16 protein-coding genes are annotated in these 15,297 nt (G+C 74.8%); 6 read left to right on the top strand and 10 right to left on the bottom strand.

The features are described from left to right. Positions 1-13: 13 nt before the first annotated feature. The gene (locus BLS43_RS16825; protein WP_176921374.1) at positions 14-595 is read right to left on the bottom strand and encodes a hypothetical protein; all 582 of its coding nucleotides are present in this window, start codon (positions 593-595) and stop codon (positions 14-16) included. Positions 596-735: 140 nt separating this feature from the next. Here BLS43_RS16825 and BLS43_RS16820 point away from each other — a divergent pair, with 140 nt between their 5' ends. Beyond that, positions 736-2,016 carry an adenylosuccinate synthase gene (locus BLS43_RS16820; RefSeq protein WP_093085544.1) on the top strand — a complete coding sequence of 427 codons (1,281 nt, stop codon included), beginning with the start codon at positions 736-738 and terminating at the stop codon, positions 2,014-2,016. Between the two features lie 65 nt (positions 2,017-2,081). Here BLS43_RS16820 and BLS43_RS16815 read toward each other — a convergent pair whose 3' ends face one another. From BLS43_RS16815 to nth, 5 genes are all read right to left on the bottom strand, one after another. Next, entirely contained in the window at positions 2,082-2,489 is a 408-nt protein-coding gene (locus tag BLS43_RS16815) for a PaaI family thioesterase (protein WP_093085541.1), read from the bottom strand. Positions 2,490-2,605: 116 nt separating this feature from the next. Continuing rightward, entirely contained in the window at positions 2,606-3,799 is a 1,194-nt protein-coding gene (locus BLS43_RS16810; protein WP_093085538.1) for a MarP family serine protease, read from the bottom strand. 10 nt (positions 3,800-3,809) lie between these two features. Then, on the bottom strand, positions 3,810-4,508 hold the full coding sequence (locus tag BLS43_RS16805; RefSeq protein WP_093085535.1) for an NUDIX hydrolase: 699 nt from the start codon (positions 4,506-4,508) through the stop codon (positions 3,810-3,812). Positions 4,509-4,617: 109 nt separating this feature from the next. Then, entirely contained in the window at positions 4,618-5,238 is a 621-nt protein-coding gene (locus BLS43_RS16800) for a TlpA family protein disulfide reductase (protein WP_176921373.1), read from the bottom strand. Then, a complete protein-coding gene (nth, locus tag BLS43_RS16795) occupies positions 5,235-6,029 on the bottom strand; it encodes an endonuclease III (RefSeq protein ID WP_176921372.1) in 795 nt (264 codons plus the stop codon). Before nth ends, BLS43_RS16800 begins: the two co-directional genes overlap by 4 nt. A 147-nt stretch (positions 6,030-6,176) precedes the next feature. Here nth and BLS43_RS16790 point away from each other — a divergent pair, with 147 nt between their 5' ends. The 3 genes from BLS43_RS16790 (at position 6,177) to BLS43_RS16780 (ending at position 8,586) form a co-directional block, all read left to right on the top strand. After that, the gene (locus BLS43_RS16790) at positions 6,177-6,425 is read left to right on the top strand and encodes a hypothetical protein (protein WP_093085532.1); all 249 of its coding nucleotides are present in this window, start codon (positions 6,177-6,179) and stop codon (positions 6,423-6,425) included. Positions 6,426-6,608: 183 nt separating this feature from the next. Further along, positions 6,609-7,283 carry a Crp/Fnr family transcriptional regulator gene (locus BLS43_RS16785; protein WP_093085529.1) on the top strand — a complete coding sequence of 225 codons (675 nt, stop codon included), beginning with the start codon at positions 6,609-6,611 and terminating at the stop codon, positions 7,281-7,283. 79 nt (positions 7,284-7,362) lie between these two features. Beyond that, the gene (locus tag BLS43_RS16780; protein ID WP_093085526.1) at positions 7,363-8,586 is read left to right on the top strand and encodes an MFS transporter; all 1,224 of its coding nucleotides are present in this window, start codon (positions 7,363-7,365) and stop codon (positions 8,584-8,586) included. Here BLS43_RS16780 and BLS43_RS16775 read toward each other — a convergent pair. Both BLS43_RS16775 and BLS43_RS16770 read right to left on the bottom strand, forming a co-directional pair. Continuing rightward, a complete protein-coding gene (locus BLS43_RS16775) occupies positions 8,551-9,327 on the bottom strand; it encodes an MBL fold metallo-hydrolase (RefSeq protein WP_093085523.1) in 777 nt (258 codons plus the stop codon). The two genes, BLS43_RS16780 and BLS43_RS16775, sit on opposite strands and share 36 nt — an antisense overlap. Then, on the bottom strand, positions 9,327-10,142 hold the full coding sequence (locus tag BLS43_RS16770) for an NUDIX hydrolase (RefSeq protein ID WP_176921371.1): 816 nt from the start codon (positions 10,140-10,142) through the stop codon (positions 9,327-9,329). Before BLS43_RS16770 ends, BLS43_RS16775 begins: the two co-directional genes overlap by 1 nt. Positions 10,143-10,208: 66 nt before the next feature. On the opposite strand from BLS43_RS16770, the gene BLS43_RS16765 reads away from it, so the two are divergent. After that, on the top strand, positions 10,209-11,111 hold the full coding sequence (locus tag BLS43_RS16765) for a Gfo/Idh/MocA family protein (RefSeq protein ID WP_093085520.1): 903 nt from the start codon (positions 10,209-10,211) through the stop codon (positions 11,109-11,111). Positions 11,112-11,138: 27 nt separating this feature from the next. On the opposite strand, the gene BLS43_RS16760 is transcribed toward BLS43_RS16765, so the two are convergent. Next, complete coding sequence (locus tag BLS43_RS16760; RefSeq protein ID WP_093085518.1) at positions 11,139-11,528, bottom strand: DUF2867 domain-containing protein; 390 nt, start codon at positions 11,526-11,528, stop codon at positions 11,139-11,141. 70 nt (positions 11,529-11,598) lie between these two features. Between BLS43_RS16760 and BLS43_RS16755 the strand changes: the two genes are divergently transcribed. After that, positions 11,599-12,147, top strand: coding sequence for a TetR/AcrR family transcriptional regulator (locus BLS43_RS16755; RefSeq protein WP_093085515.1), 549 nt, complete (start codon positions 11,599-11,601; stop codon positions 12,145-12,147). Between the two features lie 180 nt (positions 12,148-12,327). On the opposite strand, the gene BLS43_RS16750 is transcribed toward BLS43_RS16755, so the two are convergent. Next, a complete protein-coding gene (locus BLS43_RS16750) occupies positions 12,328-15,294 on the bottom strand; it encodes a hypothetical protein (RefSeq protein WP_093085512.1) in 2,967 nt (988 codons plus the stop codon). Positions 15,295-15,297 lie beyond the last annotated feature (3 nt).

The raw sequence follows: 15,297 nt of genomic DNA, 5'->3' as shown, positions 1-15,297 counted from the left end.
CGGGGCGCGTATATCAACGCGGGCTCCCGGGCCGCACGAACAGCCAGTCCGCCGTGTGCCGGTACCAGGTCCAGCGCGGCACCGGACGGGGGTGCGGCACGCCCTCCACCTCGACGAACGCCTCCACGCAGCCGATCTGCAGGGCCCGCCCGGTCGCCGCGCGCACCCGCCTGCCGGGCAGGGCGGACACCCCGTCGGGCCCCGGGACGGCCACCAGCCGCCGGGTCCGCCCGCGCAGGACCAGCGTGTCGTCGCAGTACGCCTCGCCCTCCAGGTCGCGGACCACGCCGCGGCCGACGAGCACACCGCCGGAGTCGTCCCGGATGAGCGGGGTGGGCTGCGCGGGTGCGTCGAGGGCGAGGCCCGCGGCGTCCCGCGGGAGGTTCCAGGCCATCGCCACCGCCGAGCGCCGGGTGGCGGGGACGAAGGCGACCTCGACGTCGAGCCGGTCCCGCCGCAACAACCTGACCAGCACGGCGGCCAGGTCCGCGTCGCTGCCGTGCACGATGACCCGCCGGGGTTCGCGCTCCTTCAGCACCGGGTCGACGTCCCTCTTCCCGGGCCGTGCGGGCAGCGACACGGCGGGGACGTGCACGAGCGCGGCCGGTAGCCGATTACCCTGGAACGGGAAACGGCGCGCGGGCCTGTCGGCACAGGTCAGCAGCACCAGTTCCTGATCGATCGTAGCCACCTGATCGGTTACCCTCCCGCCGCAAGCCAGGACTGGAGTCTCACATGCCGGCGATCGTGCTGATCGGTGCCCAGTGGGGCGACGAGGGCAAGGGCAAGGCGACGGACCTGCTCGGCGGGTCCGTGCAGTGGGTCGTGCGCTACCAGGGCGGCAACAACGCCGGCCACACGGTGGTGCTGCCCGACGGCCAGGACTTCGCCCTGCACCTCATCCCGAGCGGCATCCTCACCCCGGGGGCCAAGAACGTCATCGGCAACGGCGTGGTGGTCGACCCCGGCGTGCTGCTGACCGAGCTCGAGGGCCTCGAGAAGCGGGACGTGGACACCACGGGCCTGCTGATCAGCGCGGATGCGCACTTGATCATGCCGTACCACGTGGCCATCGACAAGGTCACCGAGCGCTTCCTGGGCAAGTCCAAGATCGGCACCACCGGTCGCGGCATCGGCCCGGCCTACCAGGACAAGGTCGCGCGCGTCGGCGTCCGGGTGGCGGACGTGCTCGACGAGAAGATCCTGCACCAGAAGGTGGAGGCGGCCCTGGACTTCAAGAACCAGGTGCTGGTCAAGGTCTTCAACCGGCGGGCGATGGACCCGGCCGAGGTCGTCGACGGCGTGCTCGCGCAGGCCGAGGGCTTCAAGCACCGCATCGCGGACACCCGGCTGCTGCTGAACCAGGCCCTCGAGGCGGGCGACACGATCCTGCTCGAGGGGTCCCAGGGCACCCTGCTGGACGTCGACCACGGCACCTACCCCTTCGTGACCAGCTCGAACCCGACCGCCGGCGGCGCCGCGGTGGGCTCCGGCATCGGGCCGAACAAGATCGACCGGGTCATCGGCATCCTCAAGGCGTACACCACCCGTGTCGGCTCGGGCCCGTTCCCGACCGAGCTGTTCGACGCGTCCGGTGAGTACCTGCGCAAGACCGGCGGCGAGGTGGGCGTCACCACCGGCCGCCCGCGGCGCTGCGGCTGGTTCGACGCCGTCATCGGCCGGTACGCCCAGCGCGTCAACGGCATCACGGACTTCTTCCTCACCAAGCTGGACGTGCTGTCCTCGCTGGAGCGCGTGCCGGTGTGCGTGGCGTACGAGGTCGACGGCAAGCGGGTGGACGACATGCCGATGACCCAGACGGACGTCCACCACGCCGTCCCGGTCTACGAGGAGCTCCCGGGCTGGTTCGAGGACATCTCGCACGTCCGGACGTTCGAGGACCTGCCGGTGAACGCCCAGGCCTACGTCCACCGCATCGAGGAGCTGACGGGCGCCCCGGTCAGCGCGATCGGTGTCGGCCCGGGCCGGGACCAGACCATCACCCGCGAGGTCTGACCGCTACTCACGCGAGTCCCGCATCAGGGGCCGGGGGTCGTCGACCTCCGGCCTCGCGGTGGACGTCAGGACTTCGGGCGGTGCCGCGCGAGGACGGCCGTGGCCCGCGCGACCAGCAGCTCGCCGACGGACACCTCGCAGGAGGTGAAGACGGTCCGGCTGCCGGCCCGGTCCAGGCTCGGGCGGGCCTCCACCCAGGACCCCATCGGCACCGGCTCCAGGTGGTTCAGCGTCATCGTGACGGTGCTGACCATCGAGCCGTCCCCGAGGGTGAGCCGGGTTCCGCGGGAGACCGCCACGTCGACCAGGGTGGCGAGGAAACCGCCGTGGACGTTGAGGTGGGCGTTCGCGTGTTCCGGCAGCGTGCGCATGCCGAAGACGCCGGTCTCGGGATGGCGGTAGAGCCCGCCGAGGTGCTGGATGAACGCCGAGGTCTCGATCAGCGCGAACCCCGGTGGGACGTCGTCGGCCACGATGCCGACGCTACGTCACGGGAGCGCCATGATCGAGAGTCGCCGGATGTCCGACTCCTGGGCCGTGCCGTCCGACTCGCGTGTCTGGAGTGGGGACTCGCGGGGGCCCGGGCCGGTCAGGCGGCGCAGGTGCCGGTGCCGACCGCGCGGGTGGCCGCGGGGGCCTGGGCGAGGGCCTGCGCGACCTGGGGGGCGGTGAGGACGAAGCCGGTCTCGGAGTCGTCCAGCGCCGCGCCGAACACGACACCGAGGACCTGGCCGTCGGGGGCGATCATCGGACCGCCGGAGTTGCCGGACTGGACCTTGGCGCGGACGGTGTAGACGTCCCGGGTGACGGTGTTCGCGTCGTAGATGTCCGGGCCGCGGAGCTGGATGCGGTCGCGCACCTTGCCCGCGGAGATCGTGTACGGGCCGTCGAGCGGGTAGCCGAGGATGATCGCGTCGTCCCCCGCCCGGGCCGGGGTCTGGGCGAACACCAGCGGCTCGACGTCCAGGTCCGGCACGGCGAGGACCGCGATGTCGACCTCGGGGTCGTAGCTGACGACTCGTGCGTCGAGCCGGCGCACGCCGCGGGAGGTCTCGATCTCGACGGTCGTCTCGTTCGTCCCCGCGACGACGTGCGCGTTCGTCATGACCCGCTGCGGGGCGACCACGAACCCGGTCCCCTCCAGCTGCCGCTGACACGACGGCGCGCGACCGTGGATCTTCAGCACCCGGTCCCGCACCTCGGAGACGACGGGCAGGGTGAGCAGCGCCGGGTCCGGCGGGCCGACCTGCTGGATCGGGGTGGCCTGGAACGGGCTCAACACGTCCGGGAAGCCCGAGCGGTCCAGCAGCGTGCGCAGCTCGGCGGGCAGGCTGCGGGCCTGGTCCGGCATGATCGAGTCGACGCCCTTGAGCACCTCGGAGCTGCGGACGCTCGCCGCCAGCCCCGGGAAGCTCGCCGACGCCAGCGGCAGCGCCACCAGCCAGGCCGCGAGGACGACCGTGACCGCCTGCACGACCGCGCCGAGCGTCGAGTCGACCGTGAGGACGTTCTCGCCGCGGATCCGGTCCCGGATCTTGCGGCCGAAGTACACCCCGATCGTCTCGCCCAGCGCGACCAGCAACACCACGACGACGATGCTCACGATGATCCGTGTGGTCGGCGCGTCGATGCCGTCCACCAGCAGCGGCGCGAGCCGCACGCCCAGGACGGCCCCGCCGAGCACGCCGACGAACGACAGCAGTGCGACCGCGAGGCCGTGTCGCCAGCCGGACACGGCGGCGATCAGGGCCAGGACGACCACCACGACGTCGACCCAGCTCATGTCCCGCCCCTCACGTACCCGCGGCCTCCTGCCCGGTGTGCTGTGACTGTGACCGGGCGGCCGACCAGGCCGCGCCCAGCTCCAGAACGCGCGACTCGTCCCACGGACGAGCCCATCCCGCACGATCCAACAGGGCGGACAATAGGCCCCCGGTGAAGCCCCACACGAGGACCCCCGCCACCAGGAACGCCGGGCCGGTGTGCCCGCTGGGGTGCAGCGTGGTGATCCGGTTCGCGGGGTCGGTCAGCGCCGCGACCGGGATCCGCAGGACCTGCGCGGTCTCCGCCTCGTCGACGGCCCGGACCGGCGTCGGCCGGGCCCAGTGCGCGAGCACGGGGGTGACCACGAAGCCCGACGGCGGGATGAACATCTCCGGAAGCAACGCCAGCGGCACGACGCCCGCCGGGTCCAGCCCCGTCTCCTCCTCGGCCTCGCGCAGTGCGGCACCGATCGGCCCGCTGTCGCCCGGGTCGAGCCGCCCGCCGGGGAAGGCCACCTGACCCGCGTGGTTGCGCAGCGTCGAGGCCCGCTCGACGAGCAGCACCTCCGGTCCCCGGGCGAACGCCATGAGCACCGCCGCGCGCCGGCTCGCCTGCGGCGGGGGGAGCCGGCGGTGGGGGCTGAGTTCGCGCGCACCCGCCCCCGCGACCCCCCGCAGCAGCGGCTCCAGGAACGCGGGCACCGCCTCGGGACGCAGGATCTCGCTCATCGCACACCCGCGCGACGAACGGCGCCTTCGTTCAGACCTGGTGAGCGAGCGGCGCGTTCACTCACACCTGGCGAGCCAACGCGCCGTTCGCCGGGGAGGGGGTGGGTGCTCATCGGGTCAGAGTCTCCACTGCCGCGGCGACCTCGTCCGCGCTCGTGAACGGGACGGGCGGGTCGACGCGGGCCACCGAGCCGTCCGCGCGCAGGACGTAGCTCGCGGGGATCGCGGGCGGCACCTGCAGGGCGGCGCGGACCGCGCCGTCCGGGTCGGTGACCGACGGCAGCCGCACGCCGAGCTCGGTGAGCAGGCGCAGTGCCGCCGCGTCGGTGTCCTGGATGTCCACCAGCAGCACCGGGACGGCGCCGGGGCGGGCGGCGTACTCGGCCAGCGCGGGCAGCTCCTCCCGGCAGGGGGCGCACCAGGAGGCCCAGACGTTGATCAGCGCCTGCCCGGATCCCAGGCCGGCGGCCGCGCCGTCCCCCAGGCAGGGCACGCTCAGCCCGGCCAGGGGCCCGGCGGGCGGGGAACCGGGCGGGCAGCTCGGCAGGGCGGCGCGGGCGCGCAGCTCGGTGAGGTCCGCCGCCCCGGTCGGCGCGGGTGCGGCGGGGGAGCTCGGCGCGGGGTCCCGCGGCCACAGCAGCACCACACCGACGACGACCAGGGCCAGCACCACCAGCGTGCTGACCAGCTCCCGGCCGTGACCGCGCAGGGCCGCCCGCGGCCCGCTCACGCCTCGCCCAACCCCGCCAACGCGAGCAGGTGCGGCGCCTCCGGGCCCTTGACCAGCTTCGCCGCGGCCACCGGGTCCTCGGGGCCGAGCCCGAACGAGGGGCAGTCCATCGCCAGCGTGCACGCCCCGCAGGCCGGCTTCTTGGCGTGGCAGACCCGGCGCCCGTGGAAGATCACGTAGTGCGACGCCATGGTCCAGTCCTTCTTCGGGATCAGGGCGCCGACCTCGTGCTCGACCTTGACCGGGTCCTCCTCCCGGGTGAGGCCCCAGCGCCGCACGAGCCGCCCGAAGTGGGTGTCGACGGTGATGCCGGGGACGCCGAACGCGTTGCCCAGGATGACGTTCGCGGTCTTGCGGCCGATTCCCGGCAGCGTGACGAGATCGTCGAGGTTCGCGGGGACCTCGCCGCCGTACCGCTCGACCAGCGCCGCGCCGAGGCCCATCAGCGAGTTCGCCTTGTTGCGGTAGAAGCCCGTCTGTCGGACGTACTCCTCCAGCTCGGTGCGGTCCGCCCCCGCGTAGTCCGCCGCCGTGCGGTAGCGGGCGAACAGGGGCGGGGTGATCTCGTTGACCTTCTTGTCGGTCGACTGCGCCGACAGGATCGTGGCGACGGCCAGCTCGAGCGGGGTCGTGAAGTCCAGCTCGCAGTGCGCGTCCGGATAGGCGACGGCGAGGGCCCGCAGGATGCGCCCGACCCGGCGCGCGCGGCCGATGCTGCTCTCCCCGGCGGAGATCCGCGCGGACAGCTTCGCGACCTCGCGGCTCGTGGGGCGCCGGAGTGTGGTGGTCACGCCCGCGAGACTACGTCCGACCACCGACACTCCCGTCGTCGGTACGCAGAGTCACGGAGGATCACTGCAGGTCACCCGTCACGATCGCGACACGCCGGGACCCCGGTGCCGTCGGAGCGAGCCGGGTAGGCCATCATCGTTCCCGATATGACTGCGTGGCTGGCCGTCCTCGTACCGCTTCTGGTGATGTTCTTCGCGCTGGGCATGGAGCGCGTGGAGTCCCGGCTGCGGGAGTCCACCCTGCGCCAGGACGAGCTCGACGAGCTGCTCGAGCGTCCCCGGCCCGACGAGGTCCGGGCGCTGTTCCGCCAGGGCACCGTCCGCGCGTTGGAGCTGTTCAGGCTCCGGAACCGGGGCGGGAAGCGCGGGCCGCGACGGAGTAAGGTGTCCTCGTAGCCCGTTCGGTCTCTCGCAGGTCGTCCGGGTGGGGGGCTCCAAGGGTCGATGTTCCGGTCCGATTACCCCGATCGGGCACGGTGTTGCTGCAGTGCTCGTCACATCCGGCGGATTGACCCCCTAGACTGGCGCGCCGATGATCCCCGCTGACGCCGCGAGGGATGTGAACGAGGAGCAGGTGTTGTGGACGATGTTCTGATCCGGGCTGGGATCTTCCAGGGTGTGGAGCCGCACGCAGCCGAAGTGCTGGCCCAGGCTCTGGAGCCCGTGGAGTTCCCGCGTGGGCACGTCATCTTCAGTGAGGGCGAGCCGGGTGACCGTCTCTACATCATCGCGAGCGGCAAGGTGAAGATCGGCCGGAAGTCGCCGGACGGTCGCGAGAACCTGCTCATGGTGGCCGGGCCGTCGGACATGTTCGGCGAGCTGTCCATCTTCGACCCGGGCCCGCGCACGTCGTCGGCCACGACGGTGACCGAGGTCCGCGCCTTCTCGATGGATCGCGCCGCGCTGCGCGAGTGGATCGGCAAGCGTCCCGAGATCGCCGAGCAGTTACTGCGCGTGTTGGCGCGCAGGCTGCGCCGGACCAACAACATGCTGGCCGACCTGATCTTCACCGACGTGCCCGGTCGCGTGGCGAAGTCGCTGCTGCAGCTCGCGCGCCAGTTCGGCTCCCAGGAGTCCGGCCTGCTGCGGGTCACCCACGACCTCACCCAGGAGGAGATCGCGCAGCTCGTCGGCGCCTCCCGCGAGACCGTGAACAAGGCGTTGGCGGACTTCGCGCACCGCGGCTGGCTCCGGCTCGAGGGCAAGAGCGTGCTGATCCTGGAGCCCGAGCGCCTGGCGCGCCGCGCCCGGTAGGTCCGGTCCGACCTCGGGTAACCGAGGTCTCCGGGAAAAAACTGGTACGTGCGTACCAGACTGTGCGATCCTCGTCAGCGTGTCCGTTTCGCTCGCCGACTACCGCTCCGCACTGTCCGTGCCCGGCGCCACGCTGCCCGTGGTCTTCTCCGCGATCGGCAGGCTGCCGATCGCGATGTACAGCTTCGGCACGCTGCTCTACGTGCAGCGTGCCGAGGGCTCGTTCGCCACGGCCGGACTGGTGTCCGCGGGATCCCTGGTCGGCGTCGCGATCGGCACGGTGGCACAGGGTCGGTTGATGGACCGGCGCGGCCCGTCCGGCGTGCTGCTCGTCGTGTCCACCCTGTTCGCCCTCGCCGCGGCGGCGCTGGTCGCCGGGGTCGAGTGGGGCGCGCCGGTGCCGGTCGTCGTCGGGTTGGCGTTCGCCAGCGGCCTGGTCATGCCGGCGATGCCCGCGGCCACCCGAGCCCTCTGGGAGCGCCTGGTCTCGGGGCGACGGCGCGAGGCCGCGTTGAGCTACGAGGCGATCAGCCTCGAGGTGTTCTTCATCCTCGGGCCCGGGCTCGCCGCCCTGCTGGCGTCCACCCCGTGGCCGGGGACGGGCACCGCGGTCGCGGTGGTCGCGACGGTGATCGGCGCCGTCGGGTTCGCCCTGACGGGCCCCGTGCGGGCCACGCCCGCCATGCGGCCCGCCGTCCGCCCGAGCCTGCTCGGCGCGATCGGGTCGCCCGGGATGCGCACCGCCGCCCTCAGCGGGCTCGGCTTCGGCCTCGTCGTCGGCGCCGTGGAGCTGGGCGTGCCCGCGGTGGCGGGCGGCCACGGCGAGCCGTGGCTCGGTGGCGCCCTGCTGTCGGCCTGGTCGGTCACGTCCGTGATCGTCGGGGTCCTCTACGGCATGCGGCCCTGGCCGCGTGCCCTGCACCTGCGCATGCCGGTGCTGGTCGCGGGCTTCGGCGTGCTCGTGCTGCTCATGTGGGCCACCGCGAGCTCGCTGCCGCTGCTGGTCGTCGCGATGCTGCTGGCGGGCGGCCTGATCACCCCGCAGACGACCGGACAGTCCCTGGTGGTCGACGTCGTCGCCCCGCCGGGCACCCAGACGGAGGCCTTCGGCTGGGTCGTCACCGCGATCACTGTCGGCGCGGCCGTGGGCCAGTCCGTCGCGGGCACCGTGGTGGAGGCGTGGGGCGCCTCCGGTGCGTTCGCCGTCGGCGGGGTCGCGGGTGTGCTGGTCGGCGCGGTGTTGTGGCTGCGCCGCCGCACGATCGAGTCACCCGCGGATGTAGTCCAGCTGAGCCTTCACTGACAGCTCCGCGGCGTCCCACAGCGCCTGGTCGACGTCCGCGTACACCGCCTCGACGACCTGGCGCGGCGTCGCGCCCGCGGGCAGGGTCTGCAGCGCGGCGCGGACCTGCTCCAGCCGATGCCCGCGGTGGGTGCGGTAGTGCTTCGCGATCTCCGCGGCGTCCGGCAGCTCGGGGCCGTGGCCGGTGAGGCACAGCGTCCCCGGCGGCAGATCGGCGTACCAGTCCAGGCTCGACAGGTACGGGGCGAGCGCCCCGTCCGGATGCGCGATCACGGTGGTGCCGTGACCGAGGATCATGTCGCCGGCCAGCAGCGGCGGCGGGCCCTCGCCGGGGCCGTGGACCAGGAACGACGTCGAGTCCGTGGTGTGTCCGGGCGTGGCGACGACGTGGAACTCCAACCCGGCCGCGGCGACCACCTCGCCGTCTCGCAGGGTCTCCGACCCGACGCTCGGGTCGAGCGCGTGCACCGGTGCGCCGGTGAGGGCGGCGAGCCTGCGGGCCGACCCGCAGTGGTCGTGGTGGCGGTGGGTGATCAGGATCCGCGCGACGGGGCCCTGCGCGGCGACCCGCTGCAGGTGCTCCTCGTCCTGCTCCTCGCCCGGGTCGACGATCACGCACTCGCGCTCGCCCGGCGCCCGCAGGACCCAGGTGTTGGTGCCCTCCAGGGTCATCGGGCCGGGATTGTGCTCCAGGAGCACCGAGACGACGGGGGACACCTCGCGGAGGCGGCCGTACTCCATCAGGACGCCACGGGAGGCGTGAACGGGTGCTCCGACCCGTCCGGAAGGATGATCACGCTGCCGGATCCGTCCCGGCGGAACCGGGGGTGCACCGGGGTCAGGTCGCGGTCGGCGCAGGCCGCCAACGCCTCGGCCGTGGTCGAGAACGCGCTCAGGTCCCGCAGCGAGAGCAGCGTGGGCGGCATCAGCAGCAGCTCGCCGGCCTCGGCGGCGGCGAGCGCGGCGCCGGGATGCCACCAGCCGGCGTCGATCGCCTCGGTCGTGTGCGCGTCCGCCTCCTGGCCCGCGGGCAGCGCGGCGACGAAGAAGTGGGTGTCGTAGCGACGGCTCTCCTCGGGCGGGGTGATCCAGTGGGCCCACGGGCGCAGGAGATCCGTCCGCAGCACGTACCCGGAGTCGACGAGGATCTCGCTCAGGGTCGTGGTGTGCTGGGTGAGGTGCTTGCGCCACAACGGGGCCTGCGAGGTCAGCGACCCGGGCGGGCCGCCGGGCGGGCCCGCCAGCAGCACGCCGCACTCCTCGAACACCTCGCGGACCGCCGCGGACACGGCCTGGCCTGCGACGTCCGGGTCGATGCCGAACAGGTCGGCCCACGCCTGCGCGTCCGGCCCGGCCCAGCGCTCGGGGTCCGGGACGTCCGTCGGGTCGACGCCGCCGCCGGGGAACACGGTCATGCCCCCCGCGAAGACCATCTGCTTCACCCGCCGCTGCAGGAAGACCTGCAGCGGCGGCACCCCGGCGGGCGGGTCCGGCTCGTCCCGGAGCAGCAGCACGGTCGCGGCCGCCTTGATCGGCGTGTCCCCATCGACGCTCACCCGTCGGACACTACGGCCTCGCGCCCGTGGTCGTGACAGTGAAGAACGCCACGGCAGGATGGCCGCATGCGCATCGGACTGATCGGCGCGGGTCCCTGGGCCCGCACCGTGCACGCCCCGGCCCTGGCCGCCCACCCGGACGTGGACTTCGCCGGGGTCTGGACCCGGCGTCCCGAGCCGGGGGCCGAGCTGGCGGCCGAGCACGGCACCGCGTTCGAGCCGGATCTCGCCGCGCTGCTCGCGGGCGTGGACGCCGTGGCGTTCGCCGTGCCACCCGCGGTGCAGGGTTCCCTCGCGGTCAAGGCCGCGGAGGCCGGGCGGCACCTGATCCTCGACAAGCCGCTGGCGGACTCCGTACCTGCGGCGGAACGGGCCGCGGCGGCGATCGCGGCGGCAGGCGTCGTCTCGACGACGATGTTCACCCTCCGCTTCCACCCGCCGGTCCGCGAGTTCCTGGCCGGGTTCACCGGCCCCGCGGACGTCTCGACGAGCGGGAGCGCCCGCTGGCTGTCGGGGGCACTGCTGGGCGGGCCCTACGCCGGGTCGGCCTGGCGGGCCGAGCGCGGTGCGCTCCTCGACATCGGCCCGCACCTGGTCGACCTGCTCGACGCGGCGCTGGGCGAGGTGGTCGGCGTGGACTTCGCGCACCGCGGCGAGCCGGATCTCTGGCGGTTCGGGCTGCGCCACGCGGGCGGTGCCACCAGCACGTACGTCCTGTCGCTGGCGATGCCGGTGGACCCCACCGAGATGGAGGTGACGGCCTACGGCTCCGCCGGGCGGCACCGGGTCACCGACCGCCCCGCGGACGCCGCCGTGGCCTACGGCGTGCTGCTCGACGAGTTCCTCGTCGACGTCTCCGCCGGACGCACCGACGGCCCGCAGTCGGCCGCGCGCAGCCTGCACCTGCAGAAGGTGCTCGCGCAGGTCGAGGCGCTGGTCGAGGAGTCTGCGGAAGAACCGCGGCCGTAGCGGGCGGCGCGCAGGAGGGCGGGTCTCCTAGACGTGTGCGGCGCGCAGCACGCCGGGAACCAGCGCGCGGTGGCCGCGGGACAGCACGGCGCCCCAGAGCACCCGCGCGACGGGCCGGTCGTACTGGACGCGGGTGGTCAGGGCGATCTCGTGGTCGTCGGCGGTGACCTGCAGGGTCACCGTCATCCACCTGCTGTTCGTGAGGAGCAGGACGGACTCGGGGGACCGCTCGACGACCGGCCAGCCCGCGATCGTGTCGGGTCCCGCGTGCAGACGCAGGCCGAGTAGGACCTGCCAGAGGAACCGCTCGCCCGGCGACGGGCGGGCACCGAACAGGGCGCGCGCCCACCGGTCGGCCGGGGCGGACGTGGCTACGGGATGGCGGAAGTGGTCCTGGTAGTCGGTCCGGGTGAGCATGGCCGCCTACTATACGGTGCCGTATAGATGGGCACTATACGGTCGCGTACAACAGGAGGGAAGGACGGCGATGGGCGTCGCGCGGACACCGCGGGAGAGCTGGGTCGAGGCCGGGCTGCGCGCGTTGGCGGACGGCGGGCCGGAGGCCGTGCGCGTCGAGGCGCTGGCCAAGGCGCTCGGCGTGACCAAGGGCGGGTTCTACGGCTACTTCGCGGACCGAGAGGCCCTGCTCACCGCGATGCTCGACGCGTGGGAGCGCGAGGCGGTCGACAGCGTCCTCGCCCGGGTCGAGGCCGAGGGCGGCGACCCGCGGACGAAGGCCCACCGCGCCGGGGTGCTCACCTTCTCCGGCGAGCGCCTGCTGCCGATCGACCTGGCGGTGCGGGACTGGGCGCGGCGCGACCCGCAGGTGGCCGCCCGGCTGCGACGGGTGGACAACCGGCGGATGGCGCTCCTCCGCGAGACCCTCGGCACCGTCTGCACCGACCCCGACGAGGTCGAGGCCCGCAGCCTGCTCGCCTTCTGCGCCGCGATCGGCGCCCACTTCCTCGCCGCCGACCACCCGGGGCGGACCCGGGACGAGGTGCTGGCCCGGGCCGCCGACCTGCTGTGGTCCTAGGGGACCTGGTGCGGACCTAGTGCCCCGTCCAGAAACGTTCAGGACCGAACTCGGCGGCCCAGCCACCCGTGGGCGGCGTTGCCACCCCGGCCGAGTACGCCCGGTACGAGACCGGGGCGGCGCCTTGCCCACGAGCGGCTGGATCCCCCGATTCCGGCCCCAACGTTCCTGGACGGGGCACTAGTTCTCCGAGCCGTTGCGGCGGCGCTCGGGCTGCTCCTCGCGCACCGCGAGCTCCTGGTGCAGCCTGCGCAGCAACTCCTGCTCCCGGCTCGACAGCGAGGCCAGGGAGTCGGGGCTCGGCGAGTCGAACGCGCGGGACATGCCCGTCTCCCCGCCGTCCGCACCGTTCTCGGGCGCCGGGGCGTGCCCGTTCCCGGAGCGGACCGCCGGACCCTCGTCGGGGTTGCCCGGCCGGGGGCCGGTGCCGAAGGGCCCGTCCGCCCGTGCGGGCGGCACCTCACCGGGGCCGAAGAGGCCGCCGGGGCCATCCGACCCCGCCGCGCGGCGCACCCGCGGGATCGTCCGCGGGACCGGGCGGGGTGGGGGGAGCCCGTCGTCGCCGACGGCGACCTCGCCCGCGAAACCCCACGGGTCGGCGTCCTCGGGGCGGTGCCGCGCCCGGCGACGTCCGCCCGGCAGCGCCTGGATGGTCGGGCGCCCGTCGACGGCCGCCCGACGACCGGTGGGCGCGTCGTCGGCAGCGACGCTGGGGTCCTCGTCGGTGTCCGCGGTCCCGGTGCCGGCCGCGTGCTCGGCGTGCTCGGCGGTCTCGGGGGTTCCGCTGTTCTCGGCGACCTCGGTGTCGGCCGGCTCCCGCTCGGCGTCCGCGGGCCGCTCGTCCGGCCCGGCTGTCGGGTCGGTGGCGACGAGGGCGGTGTCCTCGACGCCCGCGTCGGTCTCAGCGGGGTCGCGGTCCTCGAGATCGAGGTCGGCCGCGCGGTGGGCGTCCGCGGGCTCGCGGCGCGCCGGCTCGAGGCCGTCGGGCTCGGGGGCCTCGGTGGAGTCGGCGGCGCCGGCCGAGACGCCCGGCGGGGGCTCGTCCTGCGGTTCGCCGGTCTCGTGGGTGGAGATCTCGTCGTCGGCGGGCGCCGGCTCGCTGTCCGGTCGGACCGGGCCGGTGACCTCCCGGGATCCGGCGGGGTCGGCGGGGCTCGCCGCACCGTCCTCCGGGGTCGCACGGCGGGTCGGCATCGCCCAGGCACCCGACGCCCAGTCCTGTGTCCACGACCGCTCCGGGGGCCGGACCGTCGACTGCTCACCGGGCGCACCGGCCGCCGCGGGCTCGACGTCCACGGAGGCGGGGTCCGGTTCCACGGGCGGGGACGGGACCGCGAAGCGCGACAGGTCCGAGGGCGCGCCGAGGTCGGGACCCGACTGCGGGGTCGCGAGGGGGCCGGTGTCGGCCCGGTCGAGCTGGGCGTCGAGCAGGGGCTCGCGCAGCGGGCCGCTCAACGGATCGTGCATGGACGCCAGCAGCGGCGGGTCCCGGTCCTCCGGCGACGCCGCGACCGGCCAGGGGCGCATCGGGGTGGGCTCGGCGTCGGAGGGGACGACCGGGGTCGGCCGGGTGACGGGTGCGGGCCGCGGCCCGCGCGACACCTCCTGACCCGGCACCGGCGGGACCACGCTCAGCGACGGACCCGACCGGCGGGACCGCTCGGTGCCGTACGGCGCCGTGGGCGGCTCCGCGGGGCCCGGAGACGCGGCCCCGGTCTCGGGCAGCCGCGACTCGGTGCGGGCGACCGGCGAGGGGCGCGGCACCGGACGGAGAGGACGGGACTCGGCGGACTCGCCCGGAGCGAACGGCGGGCGGGGGCCGCGCTCGCCGTCGACGAGCGGGACCGGCGCCTGGGCCTCGACGCCGGCGGGTTGGGGCGCGGCGGCGTGCGCGCCCGGGGCCGGAGGCCCGGCGACGGGGCCGCGCGGGGCCGGGGACCCGCCGAGGTGAGTGCCGGGCGCGGGAGCCCGGTGATCCGGAGCGGCGCCGTGCTGGTCCGCCCCCTGCTGGTCCACGCTGTGCTGACCCACGCCGTGCTGGTCGACCCCGTGCTGGTCGACCCCGTGCTGGTCGACCCCGTGCTGGTCGACCCCGTGCTGGTCGGCCCCGTGCTGGTTCACACCCGACCCGGTGAGGCCGTCGGGCTGCGGCAACCCGGGCCTGGGCGGCAGCGCCGCACCGCCCGGGCGGGCCGCGTCCGGTCCGCCGAACTCGGGCCCACCCGCGTTGCCGGGCACGCCGACGAGCGGCACGAGTCCGTTCTCGCCGCCCGCGGCCGGCGGCCCGGCGGGTGTCGTGGTGAAGGAGGGCGGGTGCGTCAGCAGGCCGCCGAACGACGGGGAGTCGGGCTCGTCGGGCCGCCCGCGGTGGGCTCCGGGCGCCTCGCCGGGCGCGGGCGCACCCGGGGCTGCGACGGACTGGGCCGCGACGGACTGGGCCGCGACGGACTGGGGCGGGGCCGCCGCGACGACCGGGCCGGTCGGCGGCGCATCCACCAGGGCCTCCGCAGGCGCGGTCGGCGGCGTGGACGTCGGTGCGGACATCGGTGCGATGGGCGGCACCTCCAGGGGCGCCGGCCCACTGTCGCGCGGCACCGGGCTCGGCCGCTGCACACCCGCCGCGGCCAGCGCCGCGCGCTGGTAGGCGGGCAGCTCGTCGGCCGGCGTGTACGCCTCCACCGACGCCGGGAAACCGGCCCGCGCCAGGTGCGCCCCCAGCCGGTAGGACACGACCTCGGGCGCGTAGGACCCCTCGCCGAGCTCCACCAGCACCACGGGGTGCGGCACCGGCCCGGGCGCGCCCCCCGCCGGCGTGTTTCGCCAGGTCAGCAGCGCCGTCGAGCCTGCGGGCGCGGCGGCGGCGACCAGCTCCGGCAGCCGCGTCTGCGGCCCGGGCCCGAAGACGTGGACCCGGCCCTCGCCCTCCGGGGCCAGCTCCGTGGCGTCCACGTCGAGGCCCGCGGCGAGCTCCACCACCTGCGCCCGCACACCTGCGGGCAGCGGGGTGCGGTCGGCGATCAGCGTCGCGACCAGGATCTCCAGCGCCTGCGGCTCCTCGCCCACGGCGACGAGCTCGCGCGCGGTGGCGAGGAGGTCGTCGTCGACCCGGCCTGCGAGGGACAGCAGCAGTGAGTGGGTGTGGGCCATCGC

The organism is Pseudonocardia oroxyli (assembly GCF_900102195.1).
In the GTDB taxonomy this organism is placed as follows: Bacteria; Actinomycetota; Actinomycetes; order Mycobacteriales; family Pseudonocardiaceae; genus Pseudonocardia; species Pseudonocardia oroxyli.
The sequence above is the reverse complement of the archived record's forward strand: the minus strand, read 5'-3'. Positions and strand labels throughout refer to the sequence as shown.

Bases quoted from the DNA above. Each gene is read 5' to 3' on its own strand.
- BLS43_RS16810 (WP_093085538.1), bottom strand. From the start codon at position 3,799: ATGAGCTGGGTCGACGTCGTGGTGGTCGTCCTGGCCCTGATCGCCGCC.
- BLS43_RS16775 (WP_093085523.1), bottom strand. From the start codon at position 9,327: ATGGAGTACGGCCGCCTCCGCGAGGTGTCCCCCGTCGTCTCGGTGCTC.
- BLS43_RS16760 (WP_093085518.1), bottom strand. From the start codon at position 11,528: ATGCTCACCCGGACCGACTACCAGGACCACTTCCGCCATCCCGTAGCC.
- BLS43_RS16750 (WP_093085512.1), bottom strand. From the start codon at position 15,294: ATGGCCCACACCCACTCACTGCTGCTGTCCCTCGCAGGCCGGGTCGAC.
- BLS43_RS16790 (WP_093085532.1), top strand. From the start codon at position 6,177: ATGACTGCGTGGCTGGCCGTCCTCGTACCGCTTCTGGTGATGTTCTTC.
- BLS43_RS16805 (WP_093085535.1), bottom strand. From the start codon at position 4,508: ATGAGCGAGATCCTGCGTCCCGAGGCGGTGCCCGCGTTCCTGGAGCCG.
- BLS43_RS16765 (WP_093085520.1), top strand. From the start codon at position 10,209: ATGCGCATCGGACTGATCGGCGCGGGTCCCTGGGCCCGCACCGTGCAC.
- BLS43_RS16755 (WP_093085515.1), top strand. From the start codon at position 11,599: ATGGGCGTCGCGCGGACACCGCGGGAGAGCTGGGTCGAGGCCGGGCTG.
- BLS43_RS16820 (WP_093085544.1), top strand. From the start codon at position 736: ATGCCGGCGATCGTGCTGATCGGTGCCCAGTGGGGCGACGAGGGCAAG.